The 23,233-nt window shown below is 70.7% G+C and carries 23 protein-coding genes and 1 pseudogene; 8 read left to right on the top strand and 16 right to left on the bottom strand.

The window, feature by feature from the left end; translation table 11 throughout:
• Positions 1-10: 10 nt before the first annotated feature.
• The 4 genes and pseudogenes from ACIBJH_RS33285 to ACIBJH_RS33270 all read right to left on the bottom strand — a co-directional run bounded on the left by ACIBJH_RS33285 (position 11) and on the right by ACIBJH_RS33270 (position 5,199).
• Positions 11-1,870, bottom strand: a complete 1,860-nt coding sequence (locus tag ACIBJH_RS33285; protein ID WP_399120620.1) for an FUSC family protein — start codon at positions 1,868-1,870, stop codon at positions 11-13.
• Between the two features lie 324 nt (positions 1,871-2,194).
• A pseudogene (locus tag ACIBJH_RS33280) lies at positions 2,195-2,682 on the bottom strand (nucleotidyltransferase domain-containing protein); the annotation flags it as partial.
• 77 nt (positions 2,683-2,759) lie between these two features.
• Positions 2,760-3,224: a hypothetical protein gene (locus ACIBJH_RS33275; RefSeq protein ID WP_399120619.1), complete on the bottom strand. Its 465-nt coding sequence runs from the start codon at positions 3,222-3,224 to the stop codon at positions 2,760-2,762.
• Between the two features lie 103 nt (positions 3,225-3,327).
• Positions 3,328-5,199: a TIR protein gene (locus ACIBJH_RS33270; protein ID WP_399120618.1), complete on the bottom strand. Its 1,872-nt coding sequence runs from the start codon at positions 5,197-5,199 to the stop codon at positions 3,328-3,330.
• 69 nt (positions 5,200-5,268) lie between these two features.
• Here ACIBJH_RS33270 and ACIBJH_RS33265 point away from each other — a divergent pair, with 69 nt between their 5' ends.
• The 4 genes from ACIBJH_RS33265 to ACIBJH_RS33250 all read left to right on the top strand — a co-directional run bounded on the left by ACIBJH_RS33265 (position 5,269) and on the right by ACIBJH_RS33250 (position 7,712).
• A complete protein-coding gene (locus tag ACIBJH_RS33265; RefSeq protein WP_399120617.1) occupies positions 5,269-5,952 on the top strand; it encodes a hypothetical protein in 684 nt (227 codons plus the stop codon).
• Positions 5,953-6,031: 79 nt separating this feature from the next.
• Positions 6,032-6,691 carry a hypothetical protein gene (locus ACIBJH_RS33260; RefSeq protein ID WP_399120616.1) on the top strand — a complete coding sequence of 220 codons (660 nt, stop codon included), beginning with the start codon at positions 6,032-6,034 and terminating at the stop codon, positions 6,689-6,691.
• 86 nt (positions 6,692-6,777) lie between these two features.
• On the top strand, positions 6,778-7,239 hold the full coding sequence (locus ACIBJH_RS33255) for a RidA family protein (protein WP_399120615.1): 462 nt from the start codon (positions 6,778-6,780) through the stop codon (positions 7,237-7,239).
• On the top strand, positions 7,236-7,712 hold the full coding sequence (locus ACIBJH_RS33250) for a GNAT family N-acetyltransferase (protein ID WP_399120614.1): 477 nt from the start codon (positions 7,236-7,238) through the stop codon (positions 7,710-7,712). The genes ACIBJH_RS33255 and ACIBJH_RS33250 overlap by 4 nt, the downstream gene beginning before the upstream one ends.
• Before the next feature lies 1 nt (position 7,713).
• On the opposite strand, the gene ACIBJH_RS33245 is transcribed toward ACIBJH_RS33250, so the two are convergent.
• From ACIBJH_RS33245 to ACIBJH_RS33235, 3 genes are all read right to left on the bottom strand, one after another.
• Entirely contained in the window at positions 7,714-8,658 is a 945-nt protein-coding gene (locus ACIBJH_RS33245; RefSeq protein WP_399120613.1) for a glycoside hydrolase family 6 protein, read from the bottom strand.
• A gap of 111 nt (positions 8,659-8,769) precedes the next feature.
• Positions 8,770-9,564: an aspartate/glutamate racemase family protein gene (locus ACIBJH_RS33240; RefSeq protein ID WP_399120612.1), complete on the bottom strand. Its 795-nt coding sequence runs from the start codon at positions 9,562-9,564 to the stop codon at positions 8,770-8,772.
• A 5-nt stretch (positions 9,565-9,569) separates the two neighbouring features.
• The gene (locus ACIBJH_RS33235; protein WP_399120611.1) at positions 9,570-11,042 is read right to left on the bottom strand and encodes an NCS1 family nucleobase:cation symporter-1; all 1,473 of its coding nucleotides are present in this window, start codon (positions 11,040-11,042) and stop codon (positions 9,570-9,572) included.
• A gap of 192 nt (positions 11,043-11,234) precedes the next feature.
• Here ACIBJH_RS33235 and ACIBJH_RS33230 point away from each other — a divergent pair, with 192 nt between their 5' ends.
• Positions 11,235-11,909 carry a GntR family transcriptional regulator gene (locus tag ACIBJH_RS33230; RefSeq protein WP_399120610.1) on the top strand — a complete coding sequence of 225 codons (675 nt, stop codon included), beginning with the start codon at positions 11,235-11,237 and terminating at the stop codon, positions 11,907-11,909.
• On the opposite strand, the gene pip is transcribed toward ACIBJH_RS33230, so the two are convergent.
• Positions 11,873-12,868, bottom strand: a complete 996-nt coding sequence (gene pip, locus ACIBJH_RS33225) for a prolyl aminopeptidase (protein ID WP_399120609.1) — start codon at positions 12,866-12,868, stop codon at positions 11,873-11,875. The genes ACIBJH_RS33230 and pip overlap by 37 nt on opposite strands.
• 60 nt (positions 12,869-12,928) lie before the next feature.
• The gene (locus ACIBJH_RS33220) at positions 12,929-13,621 is read right to left on the bottom strand and encodes a uracil-DNA glycosylase (protein ID WP_399120608.1); all 693 of its coding nucleotides are present in this window, start codon (positions 13,619-13,621) and stop codon (positions 12,929-12,931) included.
• Positions 13,622-13,770: 149 nt separating this feature from the next.
• Between ACIBJH_RS33220 and ACIBJH_RS33215 the strand changes: the two genes are divergently transcribed.
• Positions 13,771-14,331 carry an RNA-binding S4 domain-containing protein gene (locus ACIBJH_RS33215; protein ID WP_399120607.1) on the top strand — a complete coding sequence of 187 codons (561 nt, stop codon included), beginning with the start codon at positions 13,771-13,773 and terminating at the stop codon, positions 14,329-14,331.
• 22 nt (positions 14,332-14,353) lie between these two features.
• Here ACIBJH_RS33215 and ACIBJH_RS33210 read toward each other — a convergent pair whose 3' ends face one another.
• On the bottom strand, positions 14,354-15,046 hold the full coding sequence (locus ACIBJH_RS33210; protein ID WP_399120606.1) for a class I SAM-dependent methyltransferase: 693 nt from the start codon (positions 15,044-15,046) through the stop codon (positions 14,354-14,356).
• Positions 15,047-15,185: 139 nt separating this feature from the next.
• The gene (locus ACIBJH_RS33205) at positions 15,186-16,100 is read right to left on the bottom strand and encodes an acyltransferase domain-containing protein (RefSeq protein WP_399120605.1); all 915 of its coding nucleotides are present in this window, start codon (positions 16,098-16,100) and stop codon (positions 15,186-15,188) included.
• Positions 16,101-16,170: 70 nt separating this feature from the next.
• On the opposite strand from ACIBJH_RS33205, the gene ACIBJH_RS33200 reads away from it, so the two are divergent.
• Positions 16,171-16,437 carry a DUF6343 family protein gene (locus tag ACIBJH_RS33200; protein ID WP_399120604.1) on the top strand — a complete coding sequence of 89 codons (267 nt, stop codon included), beginning with the start codon at positions 16,171-16,173 and terminating at the stop codon, positions 16,435-16,437.
• 28 nt (positions 16,438-16,465) lie between these two features.
• Here the strand turns inward: ACIBJH_RS33200 and ACIBJH_RS33195 are convergent, their stop codons facing one another.
• The 5 genes from ACIBJH_RS33195 to rpsA form a co-directional block, all read right to left on the bottom strand.
• Positions 16,466-16,846, bottom strand: coding sequence for a tetratricopeptide repeat protein (locus ACIBJH_RS33195; RefSeq protein WP_019067641.1), 381 nt, complete (start codon positions 16,844-16,846; stop codon positions 16,466-16,468).
• 50 nt (positions 16,847-16,896) lie between these two features.
• The gene (coaE, locus tag ACIBJH_RS33190) at positions 16,897-17,517 is read right to left on the bottom strand and encodes a dephospho-CoA kinase (protein WP_399120603.1); all 621 of its coding nucleotides are present in this window, start codon (positions 17,515-17,517) and stop codon (positions 16,897-16,899) included.
• A gap of 73 nt (positions 17,518-17,590) precedes the next feature.
• Positions 17,591-18,529: a PAC2 family protein gene (locus tag ACIBJH_RS33185; RefSeq protein WP_399120602.1), complete on the bottom strand. Its 939-nt coding sequence runs from the start codon at positions 18,527-18,529 to the stop codon at positions 17,591-17,593.
• A 135-nt stretch (positions 18,530-18,664) separates the two neighbouring features.
• The gene (locus tag ACIBJH_RS33180; RefSeq protein ID WP_399120721.1) at positions 18,665-20,191 is read right to left on the bottom strand and encodes a flavin monoamine oxidase family protein; all 1,527 of its coding nucleotides are present in this window, start codon (positions 20,189-20,191) and stop codon (positions 18,665-18,667) included.
• Between the two features lie 311 nt (positions 20,192-20,502).
• Positions 20,503-22,008 (bottom strand): 30S ribosomal protein S1, encoded by a 1,506-nt coding sequence (rpsA, locus tag ACIBJH_RS33175; RefSeq protein WP_200690747.1) that lies wholly within the window; start codon positions 22,006-22,008, stop codon positions 20,503-20,505.
• Positions 22,009-22,401: 393 nt separating this feature from the next.
• Here rpsA and ACIBJH_RS33170 point away from each other — a divergent pair, with 393 nt between their 5' ends.
• Positions 22,402-23,223 carry a class I SAM-dependent methyltransferase gene (locus ACIBJH_RS33170; protein WP_399120720.1) on the top strand — a complete coding sequence of 274 codons (822 nt, stop codon included), beginning with the start codon at positions 22,402-22,404 and terminating at the stop codon, positions 23,221-23,223.
• Positions 23,224-23,233 lie beyond the last annotated feature (10 nt).

Here is a 23,233-nt window from a genome sequence, read left to right as displayed (position 1 = left end):
GTCCAAGTGGCTATACGGCGACCGGGAGTTCGATGGCACGCAGCCCGACCCGTCCCCGCCCCCGCTCGAACTCCTCCAGCAGTTCGGTGAGTTGCTCGATGTGCCGGCGGGTGAGCCGTCCCGTTTCGTCGAGGTGGACGGCGCAGGCGGTGGTGGTGTCGACGAGCCGTTCGAGGACGGCGGCGACCTCGTCGGTGCCCTCCGTGTGCCGGGCGAGGGCGGGGAGTTCGGCGGCCGAGACGGCGATGGCGCCACGGGCCTCGGCGAGCGTGCGGTAGGCCTCGCGGCGCAGGGTCCAGCGCTCGGCGCGGTCGCCGGACTCACTCAGCACGTGCACGAGATAGGCGCGCGCGGCGTCACCCGCCGCCGCAAGCCGCGCCCGCACTCCCCCACCACGCTTCCCCGGTATCGGCAGATGCCCGACGATCAGCACGATCGCGCAGGCCATCAACGTCTCCCCGATCCGCCCGGCGGAGGCCTGCGGTTCGCCGCCGACCATCACGAGCGAGAGCACGAGGACGGTGACGACGGCGGTCTGCGCGGCGAAGTGCCGGGTGGCGACGGGAATGAGCGCCCCGCTGAGCGCCACGAGCGCGACGAGCCCTTCCGGCCGGGGCAGCACGGCGGCGAACCCGGCGAAGAGGACCGCCCCCAGCACGGTCCCCGCCGCCCGGCACAGCACCCGGGAGGCGAGCGGTCCGAGATCCGGCTTGACGAGGAAGACGGCGGTGGCGGGCAGCCAGTACCAGTGCTCGTGCAGCCCGTACCAACGGGCCTGGTGCAGCGCCTGCGCGACGGCGACACTGGCCCCGAAACAGAGGGCGACCCGGAAGCCGTACTCACGTCCTCCGGCACCAAATGCCGTACGGAACAGATCAGTTGTGGTCCTCCGACGGGTGTGCAGATCACTCCCCTCCGCCTGGTCGAAGGCGTCGGCGGCGTGCAGCAGGGCGTCGTCGAGGGCGCGCAGCGCGGGCGCGGAACGGTTCGGTGCGGGCAGCGGCCCGGTGTGCGCGTTGTCGCGCACGGCGGCGGCCAGCCGACGCGGCCCCTCGCCCACCCGGGCCGAGACCGCCTCCCCCGCCCACGCGAGCGCGGTCGCGGCCTCGGCGAGCGGCAGCGCGGCGGCGTACTGCCCGTGCAGCCGCCGCTCGGCCGCGGAACTGGCGTACCGCCGCAGCCGGGGCCCGGCGAGGGCGTCCTGCGCGTGGTCGAGAGCGGCGGTGAGCGCGGCGCGCCGGGCCGTCGCGTCCGGACCGCCGGTGGCGTCGAGCAGCGCGGCGATCGCGTCGTAGACGGCGGCCACGGCGTCCCGCTCGCCGTCGAAGCGGTAGTCGCCGGCGATGGCGCCGGGCGTGGGCAGCGCGAGCCGCAGCCCGACCAGCCAGGCGGCCCCGGCGAGAAACGCGAGGGCCCGCTGCCAGCCCGGTTCGGGCAGGGGCATCCCGGCGCCGATGGCGGAGGCGACGAGCAGTTGCGTACCGGCACCGGACGCGACGGGTCCGACGGCACTGAAACTGCCGGCGACCAGCCCGATCCCGGTGAGGAGCAGCGTCAGCACGACGGCTCCCACGTGTTCCCCCGCATACGTCCCGACGAGCAGCCCCGAGGCGCCCGCGAGGGCGGGCCCACCGAGCCGCTTGACGGAGGCCCGCCGGCTGCCGGGCCGGTCGTTGATCCCGGCGAGCATGGCACCGAGCGCGGCCAGCACACCGAGGGACGTCCTGTCGACGAGTACGGCGACGAGGAGAAGCGGCCCGGCGGACAACGCCCCTCGCGTGACCGCGCTCCAGGGAACCGGCCCGCGCTGGGCACGCAGGGCGTGGGCGAGCCAGGGCGGAAGGGACGGCGCGACGGTACGTCGGGACACGGGGCTCCTGTCGTGGCGAGGGCGGGGCGGGCCTTCGGGCGACGGTGGCCGGGGCGGAGACTGAGGCTGTGTGTCCACGGTAGTCCGGGGACTTGTGCGGAACGGGCCGGTGGTATTTCGGGGGTGTGAAGGTTGGCCGTAGCGGCGCCTTCTTTATGAACGCAACGCCCGGAACGCAGCGTCCGGTTCTTTATGTGCGCAACGCCCGGAGGACGGTTGACGCCTTTTTGCGCGCGACGCCCGCACGGGAGAACGGTCGCCGCTTCCTTGTGCGCGCAACACCCGGCCCGGAGGACAGTTGCCGCTTCTCTGACCGCGCGACGCCCCGAGGACGGCGTCCGCGTCGAGGCCCGCGCGGGCGAGCGCCTCGGGTTCCGGGCGCAGCTCCGCCACGATGTCGTCGATCCGCCGCAGCCCGGCCCGCTCCAGCAGCCGCTTCTCGTTCGTCACCCACTCCCCCCGCCCCGCCGACACACCGTGCCCGGCCTGCACGGCGGTCACGGCGAGCGCGCCGACCACCTCCGTGAGGTTGCCCTTCGGCGCGTGGTTGGCCCGCGCGTAGGCGAGGGTGGCGCGGACGGTGCCGTGCCGGCGTTCGGCGGCGGAGTGCCGCAGCTTCTCGGGACAGGCGCCGGGGCACGGCAGTTCACCTCGCAGCACACGGTTGATCGCGAGTTCGGCGACCACCAAGTAGCTGGGGATTCCGGCGAGATGGAACAGCAACGGCTCCCCCGGAAGCGCCCCTCCTCCGCCTCCGCCAACTCCCGCTCCACCACGGCCGGATCGCGATAGTGCACATCGACCCGCCGCCCGCCGTGGACCGGCGAGAAGGTCACCAACGCGGTGCGGACAGCTTCGCATCCACCAAGTCCAGCCCCTTTGCGTGGTGTCAGGAACCGGGCTTGTCGGTCGAGGAGGACTCCTTGTCCTTCCCGTTCGGCTGGTGGGTGAAGACAGCCAGGTGCCACACGCCCTTCTCCCGCGTCACGGTGAAGGTGTCGCTCAGGGACTTGCCCGCCTTGCCGTCGGCCAGAAGGCGAGCCGACCCGGTGTCAGGACCCATGTCGTGGTCGATCCGCACATCCTTGATCTTCCACTCCTGCCCACCTCGGTCCTTGAGGATCTGCGCGGCCTCCTGCCGCGACCAGCTCTCGTCCTCGACCCCGCCGACCTTGATCAGACCGGTGGCGCTGCGGGAGTTGAGGGCAGACACATAGGCGTCGACGGCCTGGCGTGCCCCGTCGGAGGATGCGGATGACGCCGAGCGGGAGGGTTCGGACTTGTCGTCATGGGTCGAGCAGCCGGTGGCGACGGCCAGGGTGGCCAGCACAGCCAAGAGACGTCGACGTTCCACAGCGCGCTCCTTGTTCGGCTACGGGTTCTCCTGTGGGGCGATCCGCATGCCCACCAACGCCATGGCCCAGGGAATCGCCCGCTGATCGACGAGTGACCACAGGTCAACCCGTCGCCGCCACCCCGAAGTCCGCCCCCGAGATGTCCCCGAGCGCCTCCGTGATGCGGAGCAACGGCTCGCGCAGTGCGGTCAGTTCGGTGCGCATCGTGTCGGCCTGGGGCCAGGCGGCCTCGTGGTCGAGGGGGGCGGTGTCGGCGGGGCAGCGGGCCTCGTACGCGGCGAGGCGGGGATGCCAGGTGCTGGTGAAGGGGCGGATGGTGTCGTTGACGAGGGCGTAGGCGAGGCTCTGGACGGTCGGTGCGCCGGAGCCGCGTTCCAGACCGACGCTGTACGTGTGCAGCGTCCCGCGCGTGAAGTCGATCAGCGACTTCAGGGACGTCAGCGCCTCCCGCAGACTGCCGGTGCCCGGCGCCAGTTCCTGCACGCCGATCCGGGTGACCAGCTCGACCTGGATGTCGAAGGCGGCCATCCGCTCCGACTCGCTGGGTGCTGCCATGGGTGCCTCCCTCCGGCTGCCGGGGAAGGCCAGCGTAGCCGGGCCACGGTGACCGCACAGGCTGCGCAGCGCAGCGTGCCGCAGGGACTCGGTGCGGGCGGGGGCCGGGTCGTGGTGGTGCCAGGCGTGCAGGGTGACGGGGTGGAGCCGCCAGCCGCCGTCGGCCGCGGGTGCCAGCAGGCTGCGTACGCGCAGCTCGGCGACGCCGTTCGCGGCCCGCCGGGCGGCGACGGCCCTGGGCACCCGGTCGGCGGCGGCGAGCACCCGCTCCGCGTCCTCCGCGGTCAACGGCAGCGGATGCAGTACGGCGGCGCAGCGCAGCACGTCGGCGGCGTCCGCCGTGTCGACGTCCCGCACGAGCGCACCGGTCACGTCCCCCTCGGAGAGGGCGTCGAGAAGCGAGCCCCCGCGCGCGTGCAGCCTGCCGTACAGCTCGCGCGGCTGATGACCGGCCCGGATCGCGCGGGCCAGCAGGCCCAGGGCGAGGGGGTGTCCGTCCAGCGCCTCGGCCAGTGCCTCGTCCCCGCCGACGAGCACGCGCGCGTGCGGTGCGTCGAGCGGTCCCAGGTCCACGGGGGTGCCGATCCCGTCGTAGGCGCGGCTGCGCAGGGTGAAGACGGTGTGGCCGAGCGGGTGGGGCGCGGCCATCGCGGAGATGTCGCGGGCCGTCGGGCGGTCGGCGGGGACGGCGTCGACGATCCACAGGAACGGTTCGGCGGTGCGGAAGGAAGCGGCGCCGGAATCGGACAGCGCGCGGACGGAGTCGTCGTACGTCCGCCCGCTCACCCAGAAGACACCGCCGGGGTAGGCCGCCTCGAAGCGGAGGGCGTACTCCTGGGCGAGGGCGGACTTGCCGATGCCGGCCATACCGCGGATCTGCACGGCGCGCGGGGCGGCGCGGCCGGTGACCAGGGGCGCGGAGTGGGCGTGCAGGGCGGAGTGCACCTGCCAGAGTTCGGAGAGGCGGCCCAGGAAGTCGGGGCGCGGTTCCGGCGAGCCCAACAGCCATCGCCGTGGGGCGCGTTGCTGGATCGCCATCGGACCGTCGAGGCGGGCGACGTGCTCGCGTACGTCGGCCACCAGGGCGGTGAGGTCGTCGGCCGGGGCGTGCCGGGCGTCACGGAGTTCGACGGGGTGGATGTGGTCGGTGGTCGCCTCGGGGTTGACGACCATGACGCGACCGCGCGGATCGCCCTCCCGCAGGCCGGCCAGGTAGGCCGTCGTCAACTCCCACTGGCAGGCCTCGCGTTCGGGGTAGCCGACGGAGTAGTAGGCGAGCAGTGCCTTGGAGCGGGCCAGTTCGCGCCGGATGGTGTCGCTGATGCCGGCGAAGGACGCGACCCCGGTCTCGTCCTTCGAACACGTCGAGCCCGCCGTCGCGCAGGACCCGCGCGAGCGGTCGCACCCGCTCCACGTCACCGCGGCTGTAGCTGAGAAAGACGTCCCACACGGCGACTTACCCTACTGTGGGTACCGGGGAGGGCGATCATGAGACACAGGCAGCGCAGGCGGCGAGGTCCGGGCGGTCCGTCGCAGATCACGGCCAGGCTGACGATCCCGTTCGTCGGCGAGATCTCGGGGACCTGGGAACCGGCCGACGCGGAACGCAGCGCGGCCTGGGAGTTGTACCTGGAACTGGTCACCCGCGTCTCGGTCGAGGAACTCTCCGCCGACGAGGGCTTCCTGCGCGAGGCCCTGTCCTCCCTCTACACCTTCTTCGGCACCACCCGGGACATACTCCGCCGCTACGGCCCCGACATCGCCCCGCCGTTGGCCCCCGGCCACGTCAGCTTCGCCGTCCTCGCGGTCACCGTCCTCAACCGCGTCCTGCGTCCCCTGCTCGCGTCCTGGCATCCCCGCCTCGCGGCCTACGAGTCGCAGCGGCCCGAGGGCCGGGACCCGGTGGCGTGGGAGCGGGAGTGGGAACACGAGGAAGTGCTGCGCCGGGCGATCTCCGAGGTGCGGAGTTCGCTGATGTCACTGGCCCGGACCTTGCAGGAGGTGGCGGGAGTCAGCGACCTCATCGACCTGCCCGCACCACGAGGTCCCGAGAACGCGCCGACAGGGCCGGTTCGGGGCACCCCCCCCCCAGCGCTCAGAGGGGTCCTGACACTTTCGGCACCCCCGCCTCCCCTTCGGATCCCGTCGGCTGAGGTCGCTCTCGCGGCCTGAGAGCGGGCCCTCGGACCGATTGTCAGTGGTGCGCGCTTCAATGGAGTGGTCACTGAGAGTCACCACAGGGGAGCGGTCGATGACAGCGCACGAGACGAATGAGGGCGGGCAGGCGCAGGGGCAAGCTGAGGGTGGCGGCGAGTCGCAGGCCGCGCGTTCGCATCTTTCGGCGGCCGGGCTGCGGGCACGTGGTTGGACCGTCGGCATGGTGCGTCAACTGCTCGGCGAACCCGACCTGTTCCGGGCCAACCCGCATGTCAGGTCGTCCCCGCCGACCCGCCTGTACTGCGTCGAACGGGTCGAGACCGCCGAGCGCAGCGATGCGTTCCGGGCCGTCGCGGCGGCTGCCGCACGACGGTCCGCCGCGGCCAGGAGCGCCGCTCGGCGCAGGCGGCGGGAGGTCCTGACGCGCATCACGACCGAGCCGATCGACGTACCGCGCCTGACCCCTCAGAGGCTGACGGCACTGGCGGTCGAGCACCGCAACCGCCGGGACGAGGAGCGGACGTATACAGCCACAGTCGAAAGTGCCGATCCCACCGAGCTCGACCGGTGGCAGGTCGACTATCTGTGCCATCGCCTGACTCGCTACGACGAACTCCTGACCGGGCTGTACGGCAGCACCGGCCGCGCCGCGGCGGAGGAGCTGCTCCGGCGCCGGCTCTACGCGGCCATCGGCGAGGCGTACCCGCTCCTTGCGCAGGAGTGCGAACGCCGGCTGGCCGCGGTCCGCCGGTAATTCGGATGCGGGTGCCGCCGTCCACGTGATCCGCTGGCGTCCCGCAATGCGACGCCCGCCGCCAACCCCCGCCTCTGGGAGACCCCGTGCTCGAACGCGTCACCGCCCACGCCCTCTTCCCGCCACCCACGTACTCGCACGCCACCGTCGTCGAAGCCGGTACGAGGCTGGCCTTTCTCTCCGGAGCGGTGCCGCTCGACGCCGGTGGCAAGGTGGTCGGTGAGGGGGACGCGGTACGGCAGGCCGAGCAGGTGCTCGCGAATCTGGGTGAGCAACTGCGGGCGGTCGGCAGCGACTTGGGGCATGTCGTGGCGACGGACGTGTACGTCGTGAGCAGTGAGCCCTCGGTGCTGTCCGCCGTGTGGGAGGTGGTCGAGGCGTCCGGGCTGAGCACGGGGCCGCACTCGTCCACACTCGTCGGCGTGGCCTGCCTCGGGTACACCGGGCAGCTCGTGGAGATCACGGCGACGGCCGTCGTACCGCCCGCGCCGCCCGCGCCGGCCGTTCCGTCCCCGCCGTCCGCACCGGAAGAGGTGGCGCAGCCGTGAATCCCGTCCCCGAGACCGTCGTCACCCTCCGTCGCGCGACCACCCCGGACGCGCGCCCCGCTGCCGACGTGTGGCTGCGGTCCTTCGCCGCCGCGCTGCCGACCGTCGTCAGCCCGCGGTCCGCCGACGACGTGCGCGACCACTTCCGGAACGTCGTCGTGCCGCTGCGCGAGATCTGGGTGGCCGACGCGGGGGACGGTGGCGGAGTTGTGGGGCTGATGGTGCTCAACGGCGATCTGCTGTCGCAGCTCTACCTCGACCCGGACTGGCGTGGGCGCGGCCTCGGGGACCGGTTCGTGGAACTGGCCAAGGAGCGGAGTCCGGAGGGGCTGCACCTGTGGACCTTCCAGGTCAACAAGCCCGCCCACCGGTTCTACGAGCGCCACGGTTTCGTCGCCGTCGAGTTCACGGACGGCAGCGCCAACGAGGAGCGGGAGCCGGACGTGCGGTATGTGTGGGAGCCCGAGTCCTAGGTCAGGGGCCTGCGTTGCGGGCCAGCTCCAGGGCGTACGCCGGCCACCACCGGCCCGCTGCCGGGCCGCCGCGGCAGGCGCCGTCGGACTCGCCGGGGCGTTTGATCCACAGGTAGGCGTCGAGGAGAGGGTTGCCTGTGCGGGTCGTGGGCGGGGTGCCCAGGGCGCGGCCGGGCGGATTGCACCATGCGTCGGTGCCGGCGTAGGGGCCGTTGCCGTTGCGGCTGGTGTCGATGACGTAGTGGGTGCCGGCGAGGTCCTTGGAGAGCTGGTCGCCGTATGCCGAACTCGCCTTGTTCGTCTGGAAGTTGGAGACGTTCAGGGCGACCCCGTCGGCACGGGCGACGCCGGACGCCTTCAGCGCGTCGACCAGTCGCCAGGCCTCGGGGATCCAGCCGGAGTTGCCGGCGTCGAGGTAGACGTGGGTGTGCGGTCGGCGTTCGAGGCGGTCGACGGCGTAGGCGAGCAGGGCGTAGCGGTCGGTCGCCACCACCCGGGTGCAGCCGGCGACCACCTGGGCGACGGCGTCCGGTTCGACGATGACGTAGGCGCCCCGGTCGCCGAGGGCGGTCGCGAACTCGTCGATCCAGGTGCGGTAGGCGGCCGCGGTGGGGGCGCCGCCGAGTGAGTACTGGCCGCAGTCGCGGTTCGGGATGTAGTACGCCACGAGTACGGCGGTCTGTCCGGCGCGGGCGGCGGCGGTGGTGCGGGCGCGGACGACCGGGCCGGGGTCGGGGCCGTTCAGCCACTCGGCCTCGGGTCTGGTGGCGATGCGGTCCATCAGCGTGGCGTCGGCTGCTCGGCCGTCCTCGCGCCAGGTGGCCGCCTGGCGCGCGGCGCGGGAGTCGGGGGTGGTCCAGAAGGCTTCCGGTACGTCGCGGGTCGCTCCGGCACAGAGTCCTGCGAGGAGCGTGGCGAGGAGGGCTCGCTGTACCGGTGTGGGCAAGGGAGGCTCCGTTCTTGCCGGTGACTTGTCCTTCCGGGAGTTTGCGGGGCACGCGTCAACGAGTCGCCGTAGCGTCGGTCAGGTCGCTGCGAGATCACCCCGATGGATGCGCTATCGAGAGTGCCGCGATGTGTTGTTTGGCGGGTGCGGCGGCGGCGTGGCTGGTCGCGCAGTTCCCCGCGCCCCTGAAGGGGCGCTGCCCCACAACCTCTTCTTCGGCACCGGGCTCGCATAGCTCCCCGCTCTGCTCGTTCTCAGGCCCAACCCCACCAGCGACTCCGCCAGTTTCACCGCCGCGCCGACCCCGTCCACGACCGGCAGCCCCAGCTTCTCCCCCACCGCCCGCTGCAGTCCCGTCATCCCCGCGCAGCCCAGGACCAGGACCTCGGCGCCGGCCGCGCACGCCCGTTGCGCCGCCGCGAGGAACGCCGCCTCCGTACGGTCCTCGTCGCCGCCGAGGTCGAGGACGCTCAGCCCCGTCCCCACCACCGCCGCGCAGTTGCGGCCCACCCCGGCCAGCTCCAGGCTGTCCTCGATCTGGCCGCACGAGCGTTCCAGCGTGGTGACGACGCCGTAGCGGCGGCCCAGCAGACAGGCCAGATGGGCAGCGGCCTCGGTGATGTCGACGACCGGTACGTCCACCAACTCCCGTACGCCTTCCCGCCCGTGCTCCCCGAAGCCGGCCATCACGACGGCGTCGTAGCGCGGTCCGTCGTAGGTCCGCAGCAGGTCCATGACGGCCGCGGCCGAGAGGTAGCTGTCGAGCCAGCCCTCCGCCGATTCCGGTCCCCATGCGGGGGTCAGTCCGGTCACGGTGGTGCCCGGGCCTGCGGCGGCCCGGGCACCTCGTACGATCTCCTCGGTCATCTCCTGCGTGGTGTTGCAGTTGGTGACGACGATGCGCACTCCGCTCAGACCTCCACCGGCTTGAGGACGGGCTCGGCGGCGGCTCGGTCGGTGCGGCAGATCAGCAGGTAGAGGCCGGCGCCCAGGGCCGTACCGATGAACCACGAGTACGGGGCGACGTCGCTGAACGTCTTCACCAGTGCGAGTGCGGCCGCGACGCCCGCCGAGGGCAGGAACGCCCACAGGGCCTTGGGGTTGACGCCCTTGCGGTAGTAGTAGCGGGAGCCGGGGGTCGCGTCGAAGAGTTCGTCGACGTCGACACGGCCGCGCTTGACCCAGTAGTAGTCGACCATGATCACGCCGAACAGCGGGCCCAGGAAGGCGCCGAGGCCGCCGAGGAAGTAGTTGACGACCGTGGGATTGGAGAAGAGGTTCCACGGAGTGACGACCAGTGCGGCGACCGTGCTGATCATGCCGCCGATCTTGAACGTGATCTTCTGCGGCCAGACGTTGGCCAGGTCGTACGCCGGGGAGACGAAGTTGGCGACGATGTTGACGCCCATGGTGGCGACGGCGAACGTGAACGCGCCCAGCACCATCACCCAGGTGTTGCCGACCTTGGCGACCAACTCGGCCGGATCCGTGATGGCCTGTCCCCAGACCTCCAGCGAGCCGGCCGTCACGATCACCGAAACGACCACGAACGCGGTGGAGTTGATGGGCAGGCCCCAGAAGTTGCCGCGGCGGACGGTCTTGTAGTCGGGTGCGAAGCGGGAGAAGTCGCAGAAGTTGAGCATCAGGGTGCCGTAGATGGCGAGGATCAGGCCGATCGCGCCGAACCACTGGCGCCACTGCTCGCCGAACGAGACCGGGTGCGGGGTGGAGGTCAGCGAGATCGACCAACCGGCCTTCGCCAGCACCCAGATGGCCAGCGCGATCATCACCAGCCAGATCGCCGGGCCGCAGAAGTCCTGGAACTTCCGTACCGACTCCATGCCTTGACTGATGATCACCGCCTGGATCAGCCACAGGGACACGAAGGAGACCCAGCCGAGGGCGTCAAGTCCCAGGAAGGAGTGGTGAGTCCAGGATTCCAGGCCCGGCCAGGCGGCCAGCAGCATCACGTTCACGGCGACGGAGGCCAGATAGGTCTGGATGCCGTACCACATGATGGCGATCACGGCCCGGATGAGGGCCGGGATGTTGGCGCCCCAGACGCCGAAGCTGATGCGGCTGACGACGGGGAACGGGACGCCGTGCGCCTGCCCGATCCTCCCCATCCAGTTCATGCCGACGTAGATGAGCACGAAGCCGACGAGGAGGGAGGTGAAGACCTGCCAGACGTTCATGCCGAGGACCAACAGGCCTGCGGCGAACGTGTAGTTGCCGAGGTTGTGGACGTCCGACATCCACATGGCGAAGAGGTCGAAGACCTTCCAGTTGCGCTTGTCGGCGGGGGCGAGGTCTTCGTTGGTGAGCCGGGGGTCGGGGACGAACGCTGGTGTGCCGGTGGCTTCGGCGTGGTCGGCGAGGGACACGGGGCCTCCAGGGCAAGGGGACGGAGGTGCGAGGAGGGGTGGGGGGTGGAGTGGGAGAAGGGGGAGCAGGACGGCTACCGGTGTCTTTTGGTATACCAAACTGCCGTCATGGTCCTCCCGTCAACGGTTCCGACCGATGTCCCCACTGTTAACGCTCCGTAAAAGACCCCCGGAGTCGGCGAAGATGGCCCCATGAGCTCCATGACAGCGAAGATCGAACCCCTCGGGGCGGTGCGCGAACGCGTCCTGGCGACCCTGCGGCAGGACATCATCGCCGGTCGTCTCCGTCCCGGAGACCGGCTGGTGGAACGCGAGCTGGCCGAACGCTTCGGGGTCTCGCGGGTGCCGGTCCGGGAGGCGATCCGGGCCCTGGTCGCGGAGGGCTTCGTCCTGTTCGAGTCGGCCCGCCGTACGGTCGTACGACGGCTGACCCCGACCGACGTCAAGGAGCTGTTCGAGCTGCGCGAGGCGCTGGAGGTGTACGCGGCCGGGCTCGCCGCGACCCGCGCCACTCCTCAAGCACTCGCCGAACTACGGGAGTTGCTGGACAGCGCGGCAGAAGCCACCAGGTCCGACGACGCCGAGGCGATCACTGACGTCAACACCCGCTTCCACGACCGCATTCTGGCCCTGGCCGGCAACAGCCTGCTGATCTCGGTCATGGAACCGGTCGACGGCAGACTGCGCTGGCTCACCCGGCAGAACGAGGAGTGGCCCCAACTCCTCACCGAACACGAGGAGTTGTACGAGGCGATCGCCTCCGGCGACCCGGAACGCGCCCGCGCCCACGCCCTCAGCCACGTCCAGGCGAACTACCGGTCCACCGTGCGTCACCTCTTCGGCACCGCAGGGGACCAACTGGGCTGACGGCGGGCGTACTTGTCCGTCGCCGCCACCAGCGCCTCCGCCACACCGGGCGCGCTCGCGTTGTGCCCGGCCTCGTCGACGATCACCAACTCGCTGCCGGGCCAGGCGTGGTGCAGCCGCCAGGCGCAACCGACAAGGTTGCCGAGGTCGAGGCTGCCTTGGACGAGGGTGCCGGGGATGCCCTTGAGCAGGTGCGCGTCCCGGAGCACGACGCCCTCGTCGTTGCCCTCGCCGAGAAAGTGGTCGTTGCCGAAGTAGTGCGTGACGGTGCGGGCGAAGCACATACGGAACTTCGGGTCCTCGTACCGCTTTTCGGAGCGCGGTGGGGCGGGGATGATCGCCGTCTCCCAGTCGGTCCACGCACGCGCCGCCCGCTCCCGCACCGCCCGGTCGGGGGACTCGATGAGGCGGTTGTAGGCGGCGGCGAGGTTCCCGTCGCGTTCCCCCACGGGCAGTTCAGCGATGAACCGCTCGAAGGCCTCGGGGAAGATTCTCCCAAGTCCCCTGGTCAGCAAGGCCACTTCGGGATCGGAACCGGTGGCCACACAGGTCAGCACCAGCTCCGACACCGCCCCGGGATGCGTCTGCGCGTACCGCAGTCCGAGCACCGAGCCCCACGACGCGCCCCACACCAGCCACCGTTCGATCCCCAAGTGCCGCCGCAGCAGCTCCAGATCGGCGATCAGATGAGCCGTCGTGTTCACGCTCATGTCGGTGTCGTAGACGCTCGCGTGCGGGGTGGAACGTCCGCACCCGCGCTGGTCGAGCAGCACGATCCGGTAGACGGCGGGATCGAAGTAGCGCCGGGGGTAGGGGGAACAGCCCGATCCCGGGCCGCCGTGCAGCACGACCGCCGGTTTGCCGTTCGGGTTTCCGCAGGTCTCCCAGTGGACGAGGTTGCCGTCTCCGACGTCGAGCATGCCGTGGTCGTACGGTTCGATCTCCGGATACAGGCCCATCCGGCGACCCTAACGTCCGCCGCGAATCCCCTGCCACCGGTTAAGAATCCCCTCGACCGGTCATGGCGCGACCGGCAGCCCCGCCGCCCCGGCCGCCGTGCGCAGCACGTCCCGCAGCATCGCGGGGGTGAGCTTCCCGGTGAAGGTGTTGCGCTGGCTGACATGGAAGCAGCCGAAGAGGTCGAGGCCGTCGAGCGGCACCCGCACGCCGTGCCCGAACACCGGCCGCGGCCTCGGCACGGCCCATCCCGCCGCCGCGAACGCGGGCAACGCGGCCTGCCAGCCGAAGCCACCGAGCACGATCGCGGCCTTCAACGTCGGCCGCAGCAGCGTCAGTTCGTCGACGAGCCAGGAACGGCAGGTGTCGCGCTCCTCGGGGGTGGGCTTGTTGACGGGCGGTGCGCAGCGCACCGGCGAGGTGATGCGCACGCCGTACAGCTCCAGGCCGTCGTCGGCGCTCACGGCGGTCGGCTGCGAGGCGAGACCCACGTCGTACAGGGCCTCGTACAGGACGTCCCCGGAGCGATCGCCCGTGAACATGCGGCCGGTCCGGTTCGCACCGTGCGCGGCCGGGGCGAGGCCGATGATCAGCAGGGGTGCGTCGGCGGGACCGAAGCCGGGTACCGGGCGGCCCCAGTACGTCCAGTCGGCGAAGGCCGCACGTTTGGTGCGGGCGACCTCCTCACGCCAGGCGACCAGCCGGGGGCAGGCCCGGCAGCCGGTGATCCCGCGATCGAGGTCGGACAGGTTCATCCCCTCACCGTACGGGCTCCGGCGATCACCGTACGGACTCGGGTGCGGACCGGGCCGAGCACCGGGCAGCCGCGGGTCAGCCGATCACCCTGACCGGCGGCGTCGGCAACTGCCACTGCCCGCTGTCCCCCGGGGACTAAAATCGCGGCATGGCTTCCGAGGGCGTGCACGAGAGCGACGACGTGAGCGACGAGACCGACGACCGTCGCCCCGCGCCCGAACCGCAGGGCGAAGCCGTGGCCGCCGGTCCCTCGAACGGCGAGAGCGTCCGCGTCGACAGCTGGATCTGGTCCGTCCGGCTGGTCAAGACCCGCTCCATGGGCGCCGCCGCCTGCAAGGGCGGCCACGTCCGCGTCAACGGCGAGCGGGTGAAGCCCGCCCACTCCGTCCGCGTCGGCGACGAGGTACGGCTGCGCCACGAGGGCCGGGAACGGATCGTCGTCGTGAAGCGCGTCATCCGCAAGCGGGTCGGCCCTCCCGTCGCCGCCGAGTGCTATGTGGACAACTCCCCGCCGCCCCCGCCCCGCGAGACCGTGGCCCCGGCCGGTGTCCGCGACCGCGGCACCGGCCGCCCCACCAAGCGCGACCGCCGCGAGCTGGAACGCCTGCGCGATCTGCCCACCTCCGGCTCCCCCGGCGAAACGCCCGATCCGCACCGTCCGGCACACGGCACCGCCCGCCGTACCACCCGCCGGGGCACGCAACGGTGAGATCGGGCGCAGCCGTCGGCTGTCAGTCCATCGGCACCGCCCGCACCCACATCCGGTCCGGTGTCAGATAGCTGTCCACCTTCAGTCCCGCCTCCGCCAACGCCTCCTCGAACTGGTCCTTCGTCAACGGCCGGGACAGGAACGTCTGCGTCCAGATCGCGTCCGGGAACACATACTCCGCGCGGACGGAGTCGACCCCGTCCCCGACCGGCTCCGCCGACACCAACCGCACGGTGAACCCGCTGGGGTCGACCCGCTCGCGCGGCACGTTCGAGTGGTAGTCCTCGCCCTCCCGCTGGATCAGCACGCAGCCGCCCGCCGCGACATGCCGTACGCAGGTCCGCAGCAGTCCGCGCCGCACCTCGGCGTCTCCGGCGTGCACCAGGAACGACGCCAGCATCACGACGTCGAAGGTCTCGCCCAGGTCGAGATTCTCGATGGGGCTGCATATCGTGCGTGCGCCCCTGACCCGCTCCAGCATCTCGGCGGACTCGTCGACCGCCGTGACCGTGAACCCGCGCTCCAGGAGGGGGTGGGTCACCCGTCCCACCCCGCTGCCCAGCTCCAGGATGCGCGCGCCCGCCGGCACGGCCGCCGAGATGATGTCCGGCTCCTCCCCCACGGTTAGCCGTGAGTACAGCTCCACCGCGCAGCCGTCCGGAGTGATTGCCCCGGGTCCTGTCCCCTTGTATCCCTCACGCATTTCGAGTCGCATGCCCGTCCAACGGCTCGCGACCGCACGCCCGTTCCCGACTCGCACTGATTCACTCGTACGAGTCAATTCCCTTTGGAGAGGCAACCGTTGGAGCGGCCTTGGAGTGGAACCCGCCGGAATCGGATGCGGGCGCCCGGGCTCAGAGCGGGAACCACCCGTGCCCGAGGTACCAGTGTCCGCCCGCCCGCAGATGGTCCCCGACGGCCCGCTCCACCGAGGTGCGCCGAGGCAGGGTCGCCACCGGCAGAGCAGGGTTGCCGAACACGAACTGGACCGGATCGCCGTCGGTCGGCTCCGTGTCGTCGTAGGCCACCCGGAACCGTTCCTGGAAGTGGACGATGTTCGAGTCGGCCGGCAGGTGTCGCTTCAACTGCCGGTCCAGCAGCCAGGAGTGGCAGACCGCGATGGCGTGGCGTTCCTCGGGGAAGTACCGGGCGAAGAACGGGCGGGCCAGCTCCAGCGAGCGGTCGCAGGCGGTCGGCGAGAGCGGTCCTTGGAAGTCGGGGATGTGCAGGTTCAGGCAGGGCGATCCCGGCTCGACGTCCAGCCCGGCCGCCTTGAGCGCCTGTGCGGTGCGCTCCCCCAGCCGCGCGCGTTCGTACTGCAGTCGCCCCAGCTGGTACAGCTCGCCGCGGAAGTGCGGGACGAGCCACTGCGGGAACGGCAGGCCTGGCCCGCCGTACCGTTTGCGGTGCACCGCGATGTTGCGTCCCAGGTCAGAGAGGGTGTGCCGGGAGATGTCCGCGGGGATGCCGCGTTCGCGGTGGTACGCGCGCGTGGCGGGCAGCGCGGCGACGAACACGTACACGGCGAAGTAGGGGCCGATCTCCGGCGGGGCCTCGGGCAGCCGGGCGAGGAGCAGCTCGGTGAGCCGGGTCCAGTGGCCGTGCTCCCCGATGTCCTTCACCAGTTCCCCGACGCACTCCTCCAGGAGCCCTACCGCATCGGGGTCGCGCGCCAACACCCGGCGTAGTCGGACCAGTTCGTTGATGTCCTCGTGGGGTACGGCGAGGTCGAGCAGGACCTCGGGCAGTTCGTCGGTGTCCGGCAGCACAGTGCGCTTCCCCTCCCTGTGGAGAACGTCCGACCCGAAGAGTACGTTTCAAGGAGGAGTAGTGATCCTGATGCGTACGGGCAGTGAGCCGACGACAGCGCGCAGTCCGCTGCGGGCGCGGTTCTGGCTGAGCGTGTGGGGGCTGGTCTGGACGATCTTCGGCACGGCCGCGTTCGCACTCGCCGGGCGCCCCGGCTGGGCGGCGGCCTGTGGGGTGCTGTGGCTGATCGTCACGGTCGACATGACCATGATCCTCCGACATATGCGCCAGGGCCCGCACTACCAGCCGGGCCCCGACATCCCGCCGTACCGACCGCCGGAGCACCGCCACCCCTGACCGACCGCGTGGCCCGCGCGGGGTGCGCCTACCCGTCGAAGCGGGCCGCCTTCAGGTACTGCGGCTGGGGATCGAGCGCGGCGGCCAGCCGGAAGTGGCGTTTGGCCTGGTCGGCGCGTCCCTGCCGCTCGTAGGTCCGGGCGAGTGCGAAGTGCGCGAACGCGTTGTCCGGCTCCCGCTCCAGGACGATGGTGAACTCCAGCTCGGCGGGGCGCAGTTGCGCGGCGGCGAAGAAGGCACGCGCGCGCAGCAGGCGGGCGGCGGTGTTCTCGGGGTGCGCGTCGATGACGTTGTCGAGCAGCTTCACCGCGCCCCGCGGGTCCCGCGCGGCGAGCAGCTGCTCTGCGGCGCGGAAGTCGATGACATGCGTCTCCGGAGTACGTCCGGTCGTTCCGCTGTTCTCGGGCACGGCGAATTCCTTCCCTCGCTCGGACGTTTCAACGCCCGGGAGAAGGCCCGCTATTCCTGGGGTGGCTGCTGGGGCGCGTGCGCCCTGCGCACGAGTTCCGCCCATACGTCCTGTACGCGCCGCTCCAGCGCCTCCAGGGGTACGTCGTTGTCGATGACGATGTCCGCGACGGCAAGCCGCTTCTCGCGCGTCGCCTGGGCGGCCATGCGCGCGCGTGCGTCCTCCTCGGTCATGCCGCGCAGCCGCACCAGCCGGTCGAGCTGTGTCTCGGGGCTCGCGTCGACGACGATTACGAGGTCGTACAGCGCGGCGAGGGCGTTCTCGGCGAGGAGGGGTACGTCGTGGATCACCACGGCGTCGTCGGCCGCCGCGGTTTCGAGCTCTCGGGAGCGCCGGCCCACCAGGGGGTGGACGATCGAGTTGAGCACGGCGAGCTTCTCGGGGTCGGCGAAGACGATGCTGCCCAGCTTCGGCCGGTCGAGGCCGCCGTCCGCGCCGAGCACGTCCTCGCCGAAGGCCTCGACGACGGCCGCGAGCCCGGGGGTTCCGGGCGCGACGACCTCGCGCGCGATGCGGTCGGCGTCGATCAGTACGCCGCCGTACCCGACGAGCAGCCGTGACACTTCGCTCTTACCGGCACCGATGCCCCCGGTGAGGCCGACCTTCAGCATGGACAGAAGCCTACGGCCTGTCACTGACAGGCCACTCGGCAACCGTCGACCGCCGGCTGCGGGCCGGCTTCGGCTAGTTGTCGCCCTCGCGCTCCGCCAGGAAGCGCTCGAACTCCTGCCCGATCTCGTCCGCCGACGGGATCTCGACCGGCTCGGCGAGCATGTTGCCGCGGCTCTCGGCGCCCGCGGCGGCGTCGTACTGGTGCTCAAGGCCCTGGACAAGCGCCACGAGTTCCTCGTCGCCCTCCTGGATCTGGCGGTCGATCTCGGTCTGGGTGCGGTGGGCCTCGGTGCGCAGGGAGTGCGCGATACCCGGGAGGACCAGTCCGGTGCCCGCCGTGATGCCCTCCAGGACGGTCAGGGCCGCGTCCGGGTACGGGGAACGGGCGATGTAGTGCGGGACGTGCGCGGCGACGCCCAGGACGTCGTGGCCGGCCTCCATGAGGCGGTACTCGACGAGCGCCTCGGCGCTGCCGGGGACCTGCGCCTCGTCGAAGGGGCTGCGGTGGCCCGGGACGAGGTCGGTGCGGTTGCCGTGCGGGGTCAGGCCCACCGGGCGCGTGTGCGGGACGCCCATGGGGATGCCGTGGAAGTTCACGGACAGGCGGACGCCGAGGCGCTCCACGATCTGCTGGACGGCCAGGGCGAAGCGCTCCCACTCCACGTCCGGCTCGGGGCCGGAGAGCAGCAGGAAGGGCGCTCCGGTGGCGTCCTGGACCAGCCGTACGTCGAGCGTGGGCTCCTCGTAGTCGGTCCACCGGTCGCGCTTGAAGGTGAGCAGCGGACGGCGGGCGCGGTAGTCCACGAGCCGGTCGTGGTCGAATCTGGCCACGACCTGGTGCGGCAGCGTGTCGAGCAGTCGTTCGACGATCTGGTCGCCCGTCTCGCCCGCGTCGATGTATCCGTCGAAGTGGTAGAGCATGACAAGACCGGCCGACTCCTGTGCGAGCGCCATGTCGACGACGGCCAGGCCCTTCGGCTCCCATGCGTACAAACCCTGCGGATCAAGCACTGTGACCGCTCCTCCTCGTGTTCGTACTGCACAACGCCCTCCAGGGCATGGGCATTCCCGCCCATGCCCCTGATCAGGCGCCTCTTACTGGCTTTTCATGCGCCGCTCCCCTGCGTCACCAGGAGAGCGCCCGCGTCACGAGGACAGCACGCGCGCGTGGAGCGCGGTCACGGCCTTGCGGGCGGAGGAGAACGCGCCGTGCTGCCAGGCGTCGGTGTAGCTGAGCCAGTCGCCGGCGAAGTAGACGCGTCCCGTGGGTTGGTTGAGCGGCTTGTAGCGGACGTCGTCGGGGCCGCCAGGGGTGTCGTGCCACGCGGCCTCCAGGTGGGGCGTCTGACGCCAGTGGTGGGAGAAGGACGATGCCAGTTCGCTGCGGTACTTCTCCCCGTAGATCTTCACGCCCACGGCCACCGCCCGCTCCTCACGCCCCTTCGGGGAGAGCTTCGCGTACGAGTCCGCGTCGTCGTCATAGTTGTAGTACCCGATGAGGACGCCCCGCTCACCGTGGAAGCCGTACGAAGGGTGCCAGATGTGGGTGACGTCCTGGTCGGTCTCGGTGATGCCGCCGTAGATCCGGTGATCGAGTTCCCACCAACGGGACTTGTACTCCAGGCCGATCTTGGCGGCGGACGACGGGGTGATCGCCTCAAGGGCGCTCTGGACGCCGCTGCCGAGGTTGTGCGGGATCTTGGCGAGGATGTTGGGCGGCAGGGCGCCGACGCAGTAGTCGGCCTCGACGACCCTCGTGCGGCCTCCCTGGGTGTAGGTGACGGAAACACCACTCCCCTTGTCGGTGATTTTCGAGACGACCGCTCCGGTGCGGATGCGATGGGCGCCGATCGCCCGGGTCAGCGCCTTCGGGATCTGGTCCATGCCGCCGACCGGCTGGAACATCAACATGGCTTGGTCGAAGCCGAATTCGAAGGAGAAGTAGCGGCCGACACCGCTGGCGAGCACCTCGGAGGCGGTGGGTATGTCCCCGAGCAGTACGCCCGGGGTGCCCGCGGCGGCCGGTACGGTCGTGTACCCGCGCCGCTCACCGCCCGTGTACTTCAGCGTGTCGCCCAGCTCGCCCCAGTCCTTCAGGAACTCGACCAGCCGCTCCTGGTCGGTGGCGGTCAACTCCTTGTCCAGGGCGCCCTTGTCGGTGGCCTTGGCGAGCAACTCCGAGACATAGCCGTAGACATCGGCCTTGGCGGTGCGATAGCGCTCGGGCTTGGTCATGCCGGCGGACTCGTTGTAGATGTACGCGTCCGCGTTGACGTTGGTGAACACCTGGATGGGGACGCCGAGTTCACGGCAGTAGTCGAGGGTGACCATCCACTGCGGGATCCGCGCGGGGCCGCAGTTCATGTAGTGCCCGTCGGCGAAACGGGCGGTCTGCCGGTTGCCGTAGAGGTCGGTCGTCGTGTCGCCGCCGCGGACGGTGAAGTTGCGGCCTCCGGTACGGTCCCTGGCCTCCAGGATCGTACAGTCGTAGCCGGCCTTGCCCAGTTCGTACGCCGTGGTCAGTCCGGCGATGCCACCGCCGACGATCACGACCTTGGCCGCACCGCGCCCGGTGAGCGTGAAGTCGCTCGCGTTCAGGGCGCGGAAGGGCTGCTCCCGCTGGGCCGCCTGGGCGGTGGGGGCGAGCCCGAGGGCCCCCATGGTGGCGAACATGGTGCCCGCGCCACCGGTGAGACCCACGTTCCGCAGAAAAGCACGTCGGCTCTGGTTGCTTGCCATGGTCCGGCTCCCCTCTCCGATCATGAATGACCGGGGAAGCGTGCCAACGGCCGGTTACGGCACAGCGGTTGCTGATGTATCCCGCAGGTTTCTGCAAGCCCGGGAAAACGCGCCCCTGGGGCGCGCCCCAAAGGGGCGCGGGGAACTGCGCGCCCAGCCCCCACCGGCCCGCAGCCAAACACACGACTGAGGGGCCGCACCCCGAAAGGTACGGCCCCTCAGTTCAAGAGCTACTGCTCAGGTGATCAGCTCTGGCCGCCGGCCAGCTTCTCACGCAGGGCAGCGAGCGCCTCGTCCGAAGCCAGGGCACCAGACGTGTCCGCACCCTCGGAGGAGTACGAACCGCCGCCGCCACCGGCCGCGGCCGGAGCCGCACCCGGGGTGTCGACACCCTCGGCCGCCGCCTGGGCGTCGGCCTCGCGGGACTTGATGACCTGCGCCTGGTGCTGCTCGAAGCGCTGCTGCGCCTCGGCGTACTGGTGCTCCCACGCCTCCCGCTGGGTCTCGTAGCCCTCAAGCCAGTCGTTGGTCTCGGGGTCGAAGCCTTCGGGGTAGATGTAGTTGCCCTGGTCGTCGTACGACGCGGCCATGCCGTAGAGCGTCGGGTCGAACTCGACCGAGGCCGGGTCGGCACCGAAGGACTCGTTGGCCTGCTTCAGGGACAGCGAGATCCGGCGACGCTCAAGGTCGATGTCGATGACCTTGACGAAGATCTCGTCGTTGACCTGGACGACCTGCTCCGGGATCTCCACGTGGCGCTCGGCCAGCTCGGAGATGTGCACCAGACCCTCGATGCCCTCGTCCACGCGGACGAACGCACCGAACGGAACCAGCTTCGTGACCTTGCCGGGCACGACCTGGCCGATCTGGTGGGTCCGGGCGAACTGCTGCCACGGGTCTTCCTGGGTCGCCTTCAGCGACAGGGAGACACGCTCGCGGTCCATGTCGACGTCGAGGACCTCGACGGTGACTTCCTGGCCGACCTCGACAACCTCGGAGGGGTGGTCGATGTGCTTCCAGGACAGCTCGGAGACGTGAACCAGACCGTCGACGCCACCCAGGTCCACGAAGGCACCGAAGTTGACGATCGAGGAGACCACGCCGGAGCGGACCTGACCCTTCTGGAGGGTCGTGAGGAAGGTCTGGCGGACCTCGGACTGGGTCTGCTCCAGCCAGGCACGGCGGGACAGGACCACGTTGTTGCGGTTCTTGTCCAGCTCGATGATCTTGGCTTCGAGCTCCTTGCCCACGTAGGGCTGGAGGTCGCGGACACGGCGCATCTCGACGAGAGAAGCCGGCAGGAAGCCACGGAGGCCGATGTCGAGGATGAGACCACCCTTGACGACCTCGATGACGGTACCGGTGACGATGCCGTCCTCTTCCTTGATCTTCTCGATGGTGCCCCAGGCGCGCTCGTACTGGGCGCGCTTCTTCGAGAGGATCAGGCGGCCTTCCTTGTCCTCCTTCTGGAGAACAAGGGCTTCGATCTCGTCGCCGACCTTGACGACCTCGTTCGGGTCGACGTCGTGCTTGATCGAGAGCTCGCGGCTCGGGATGACACCTTCGGTCTTGTAACCGATGTCGAGCAGGACCTCGTCCCGGTCGACCTTCACGATGACGCCGTCGACGATGTCGCCGTCGTTGAAGTACTTGATCGTCTCGTCGATCGCGGCGAGGAAGGCTTCCTCGTTACCGATGTCGTTGACCGCTACCTGCGGGGTGGTGGCGGTGGTCTCGGTGCTGCTCGTCATGTGGGAAAGGGCTCCGGTACGGACATTGAAGTCGTAGGTACTGCTCACGCCGAGAGCCTTTTTCGCTTCGCTCTGCAGAAGGCCGGACAGCCAAGGAAGCGCCGATCCGGAACACCAGGTGTCCGGTGGCGCCTCGAAAACCGAGGGGACATACATACAGATGCGAGCGCAACCTGCTACGTCTGAGGTGCGCAGGCCCGCAGCGCAACTTGTAGCATACGGGGGCAGCCGGACAGGGTCAATGCGCGAAGGCGCACACCCGGGGCGGATCGCCGCATACCCGGCACAAAACGTGTCCCGCGAGGCCACGCAGGCCTGACACACCCCTTCAGTGACGCCGCCGGGGCAGCCGCACCGTAGAGGTGACGGAAGAGTACGACGAGGGAGCCGATCATCCAAGAGCCCGATACGTTCGAACCGGAAGCCACCCGACGTGACGCCGACGTCACCGAGAGTTCGCGCGCCAACCGCGGCTGGTGGGACCGGAACGCGGACGACTACCAGGTCGAGCACGGCACGTTCCTCGGCGACGACCGGTTCGTGTGGGGCCCCGAGGGCCTCGACGAGGTGGAGGCCGAACTCCTCGGCGCGCCGGAGGAGCTGAAGGGCAAGGACGTCCTGGAGATCGGCGCCGGCGCGGCCCAGTGCTCGCGCTGGCTGGCCGCCCAGGGTGCCCGTCCGGTGGCCCTGGACCTCTCGCACCGCCAGCTCCAGCACGCGCTGCGTATTGGCGGATCGTTCCCTCTGGTGTGCGCCGACGCGGGCGCGCTGCCCTTCGCGGACGAATCCTTCGACCTGGCGTGCTCGGCGTACGGGGCGCTGCCGTTCGTCGCCGACCCGGCCCTGGTGCTGCGCGAGGTGCACCGGGTGCTGCGGCCCGGCGGCCGGTTCGTCTTCTCGGCCACGCACCCGATCCGCTGGGCGTTCCCCGACGAGCCGGGCCCCGAGGGACTCACGGTCTCGGCCTCCTACTTCGACCGCACTCCGTACGTCGAGCAGGACGACGAGGGCAACGCGGTCTACGTGGAGCACCACCGCACCCTCGGCGACCGCATCCGCGACATCGTCGCGTCGGGCCTGCGCCTGGTGGACCTCGTCGAGCCGGAGTGGCCGTCCTGGAACACCGCCGAGTGGGGCGGCTGGTCGCCCCTGCGCGGCAACCTGATCCCGGGAACGGCCATCTACGTCTGCGAACGCGACCGCGGGCGGGACTGACGGAACACGG

The sequence above is a fragment of the Streptomyces sp. NPDC050548 genome (assembly GCF_044457385.1).
In the GTDB taxonomy this organism is placed as follows: Bacteria; Actinomycetota; Actinomycetes; order Streptomycetales; family Streptomycetaceae; genus Streptomyces.
The sequence above is the reverse complement of the archived record's forward strand: the minus strand, read 5'-3'. Positions and strand labels throughout refer to the sequence as shown.

What these genes read in the sequence shown, in the direction of transcription:
- ACIBJH_RS33265 (WP_399120617.1), top strand. Translation starts at nt 5,269, where the DNA reads ATGAGACACAGGCAGCGCAGGCGGCGAGGTCCGGGCGGTCCGTCGCAG.
- ACIBJH_RS33260 (WP_399120616.1), top strand. Translation starts at nt 6,032, where the DNA reads ATGACAGCGCACGAGACGAATGAGGGCGGGCAGGCGCAGGGGCAAGCT.
- ACIBJH_RS33230 (WP_399120610.1), top strand. Translation starts at nt 11,235, where the DNA reads ATGAGCTCCATGACAGCGAAGATCGAACCCCTCGGGGCGGTGCGCGAA.
- pip (WP_399120609.1), bottom strand. Translation starts at nt 12,868, where the DNA reads ATGGGCCTGTATCCGGAGATCGAACCGTACGACCACGGCATGCTCGAC.
- ACIBJH_RS33220 (WP_399120608.1), bottom strand. Translation starts at nt 13,621, where the DNA reads ATGAACCTGTCCGACCTCGATCGCGGGATCACCGGCTGCCGGGCCTGC.
- ACIBJH_RS33215 (WP_399120607.1), top strand. Translation starts at nt 13,771, where the DNA reads ATGGCTTCCGAGGGCGTGCACGAGAGCGACGACGTGAGCGACGAGACC.
- ACIBJH_RS33210 (WP_399120606.1), bottom strand. Translation starts at nt 15,046, where the DNA reads ATGCGACTCGAAATGCGTGAGGGATACAAGGGGACAGGACCCGGGGCA.
- ACIBJH_RS33200 (WP_399120604.1), top strand. Translation starts at nt 16,171, where the DNA reads ATGCGTACGGGCAGTGAGCCGACGACAGCGCGCAGTCCGCTGCGGGCG.
- coaE (WP_399120603.1), bottom strand. Translation starts at nt 17,517, where the DNA reads ATGCTGAAGGTCGGCCTCACCGGGGGCATCGGTGCCGGTAAGAGCGAA.
- ACIBJH_RS33180 (WP_399120721.1), bottom strand. Translation starts at nt 20,191, where the DNA reads ATGTTCGCCACCATGGGGGCCCTCGGGCTCGCCCCCACCGCCCAGGCG.
- rpsA (WP_200690747.1), bottom strand. Translation starts at nt 22,008, where the DNA reads ATGACGAGCAGCACCGAGACCACCGCCACCACCCCGCAGGTAGCGGTC.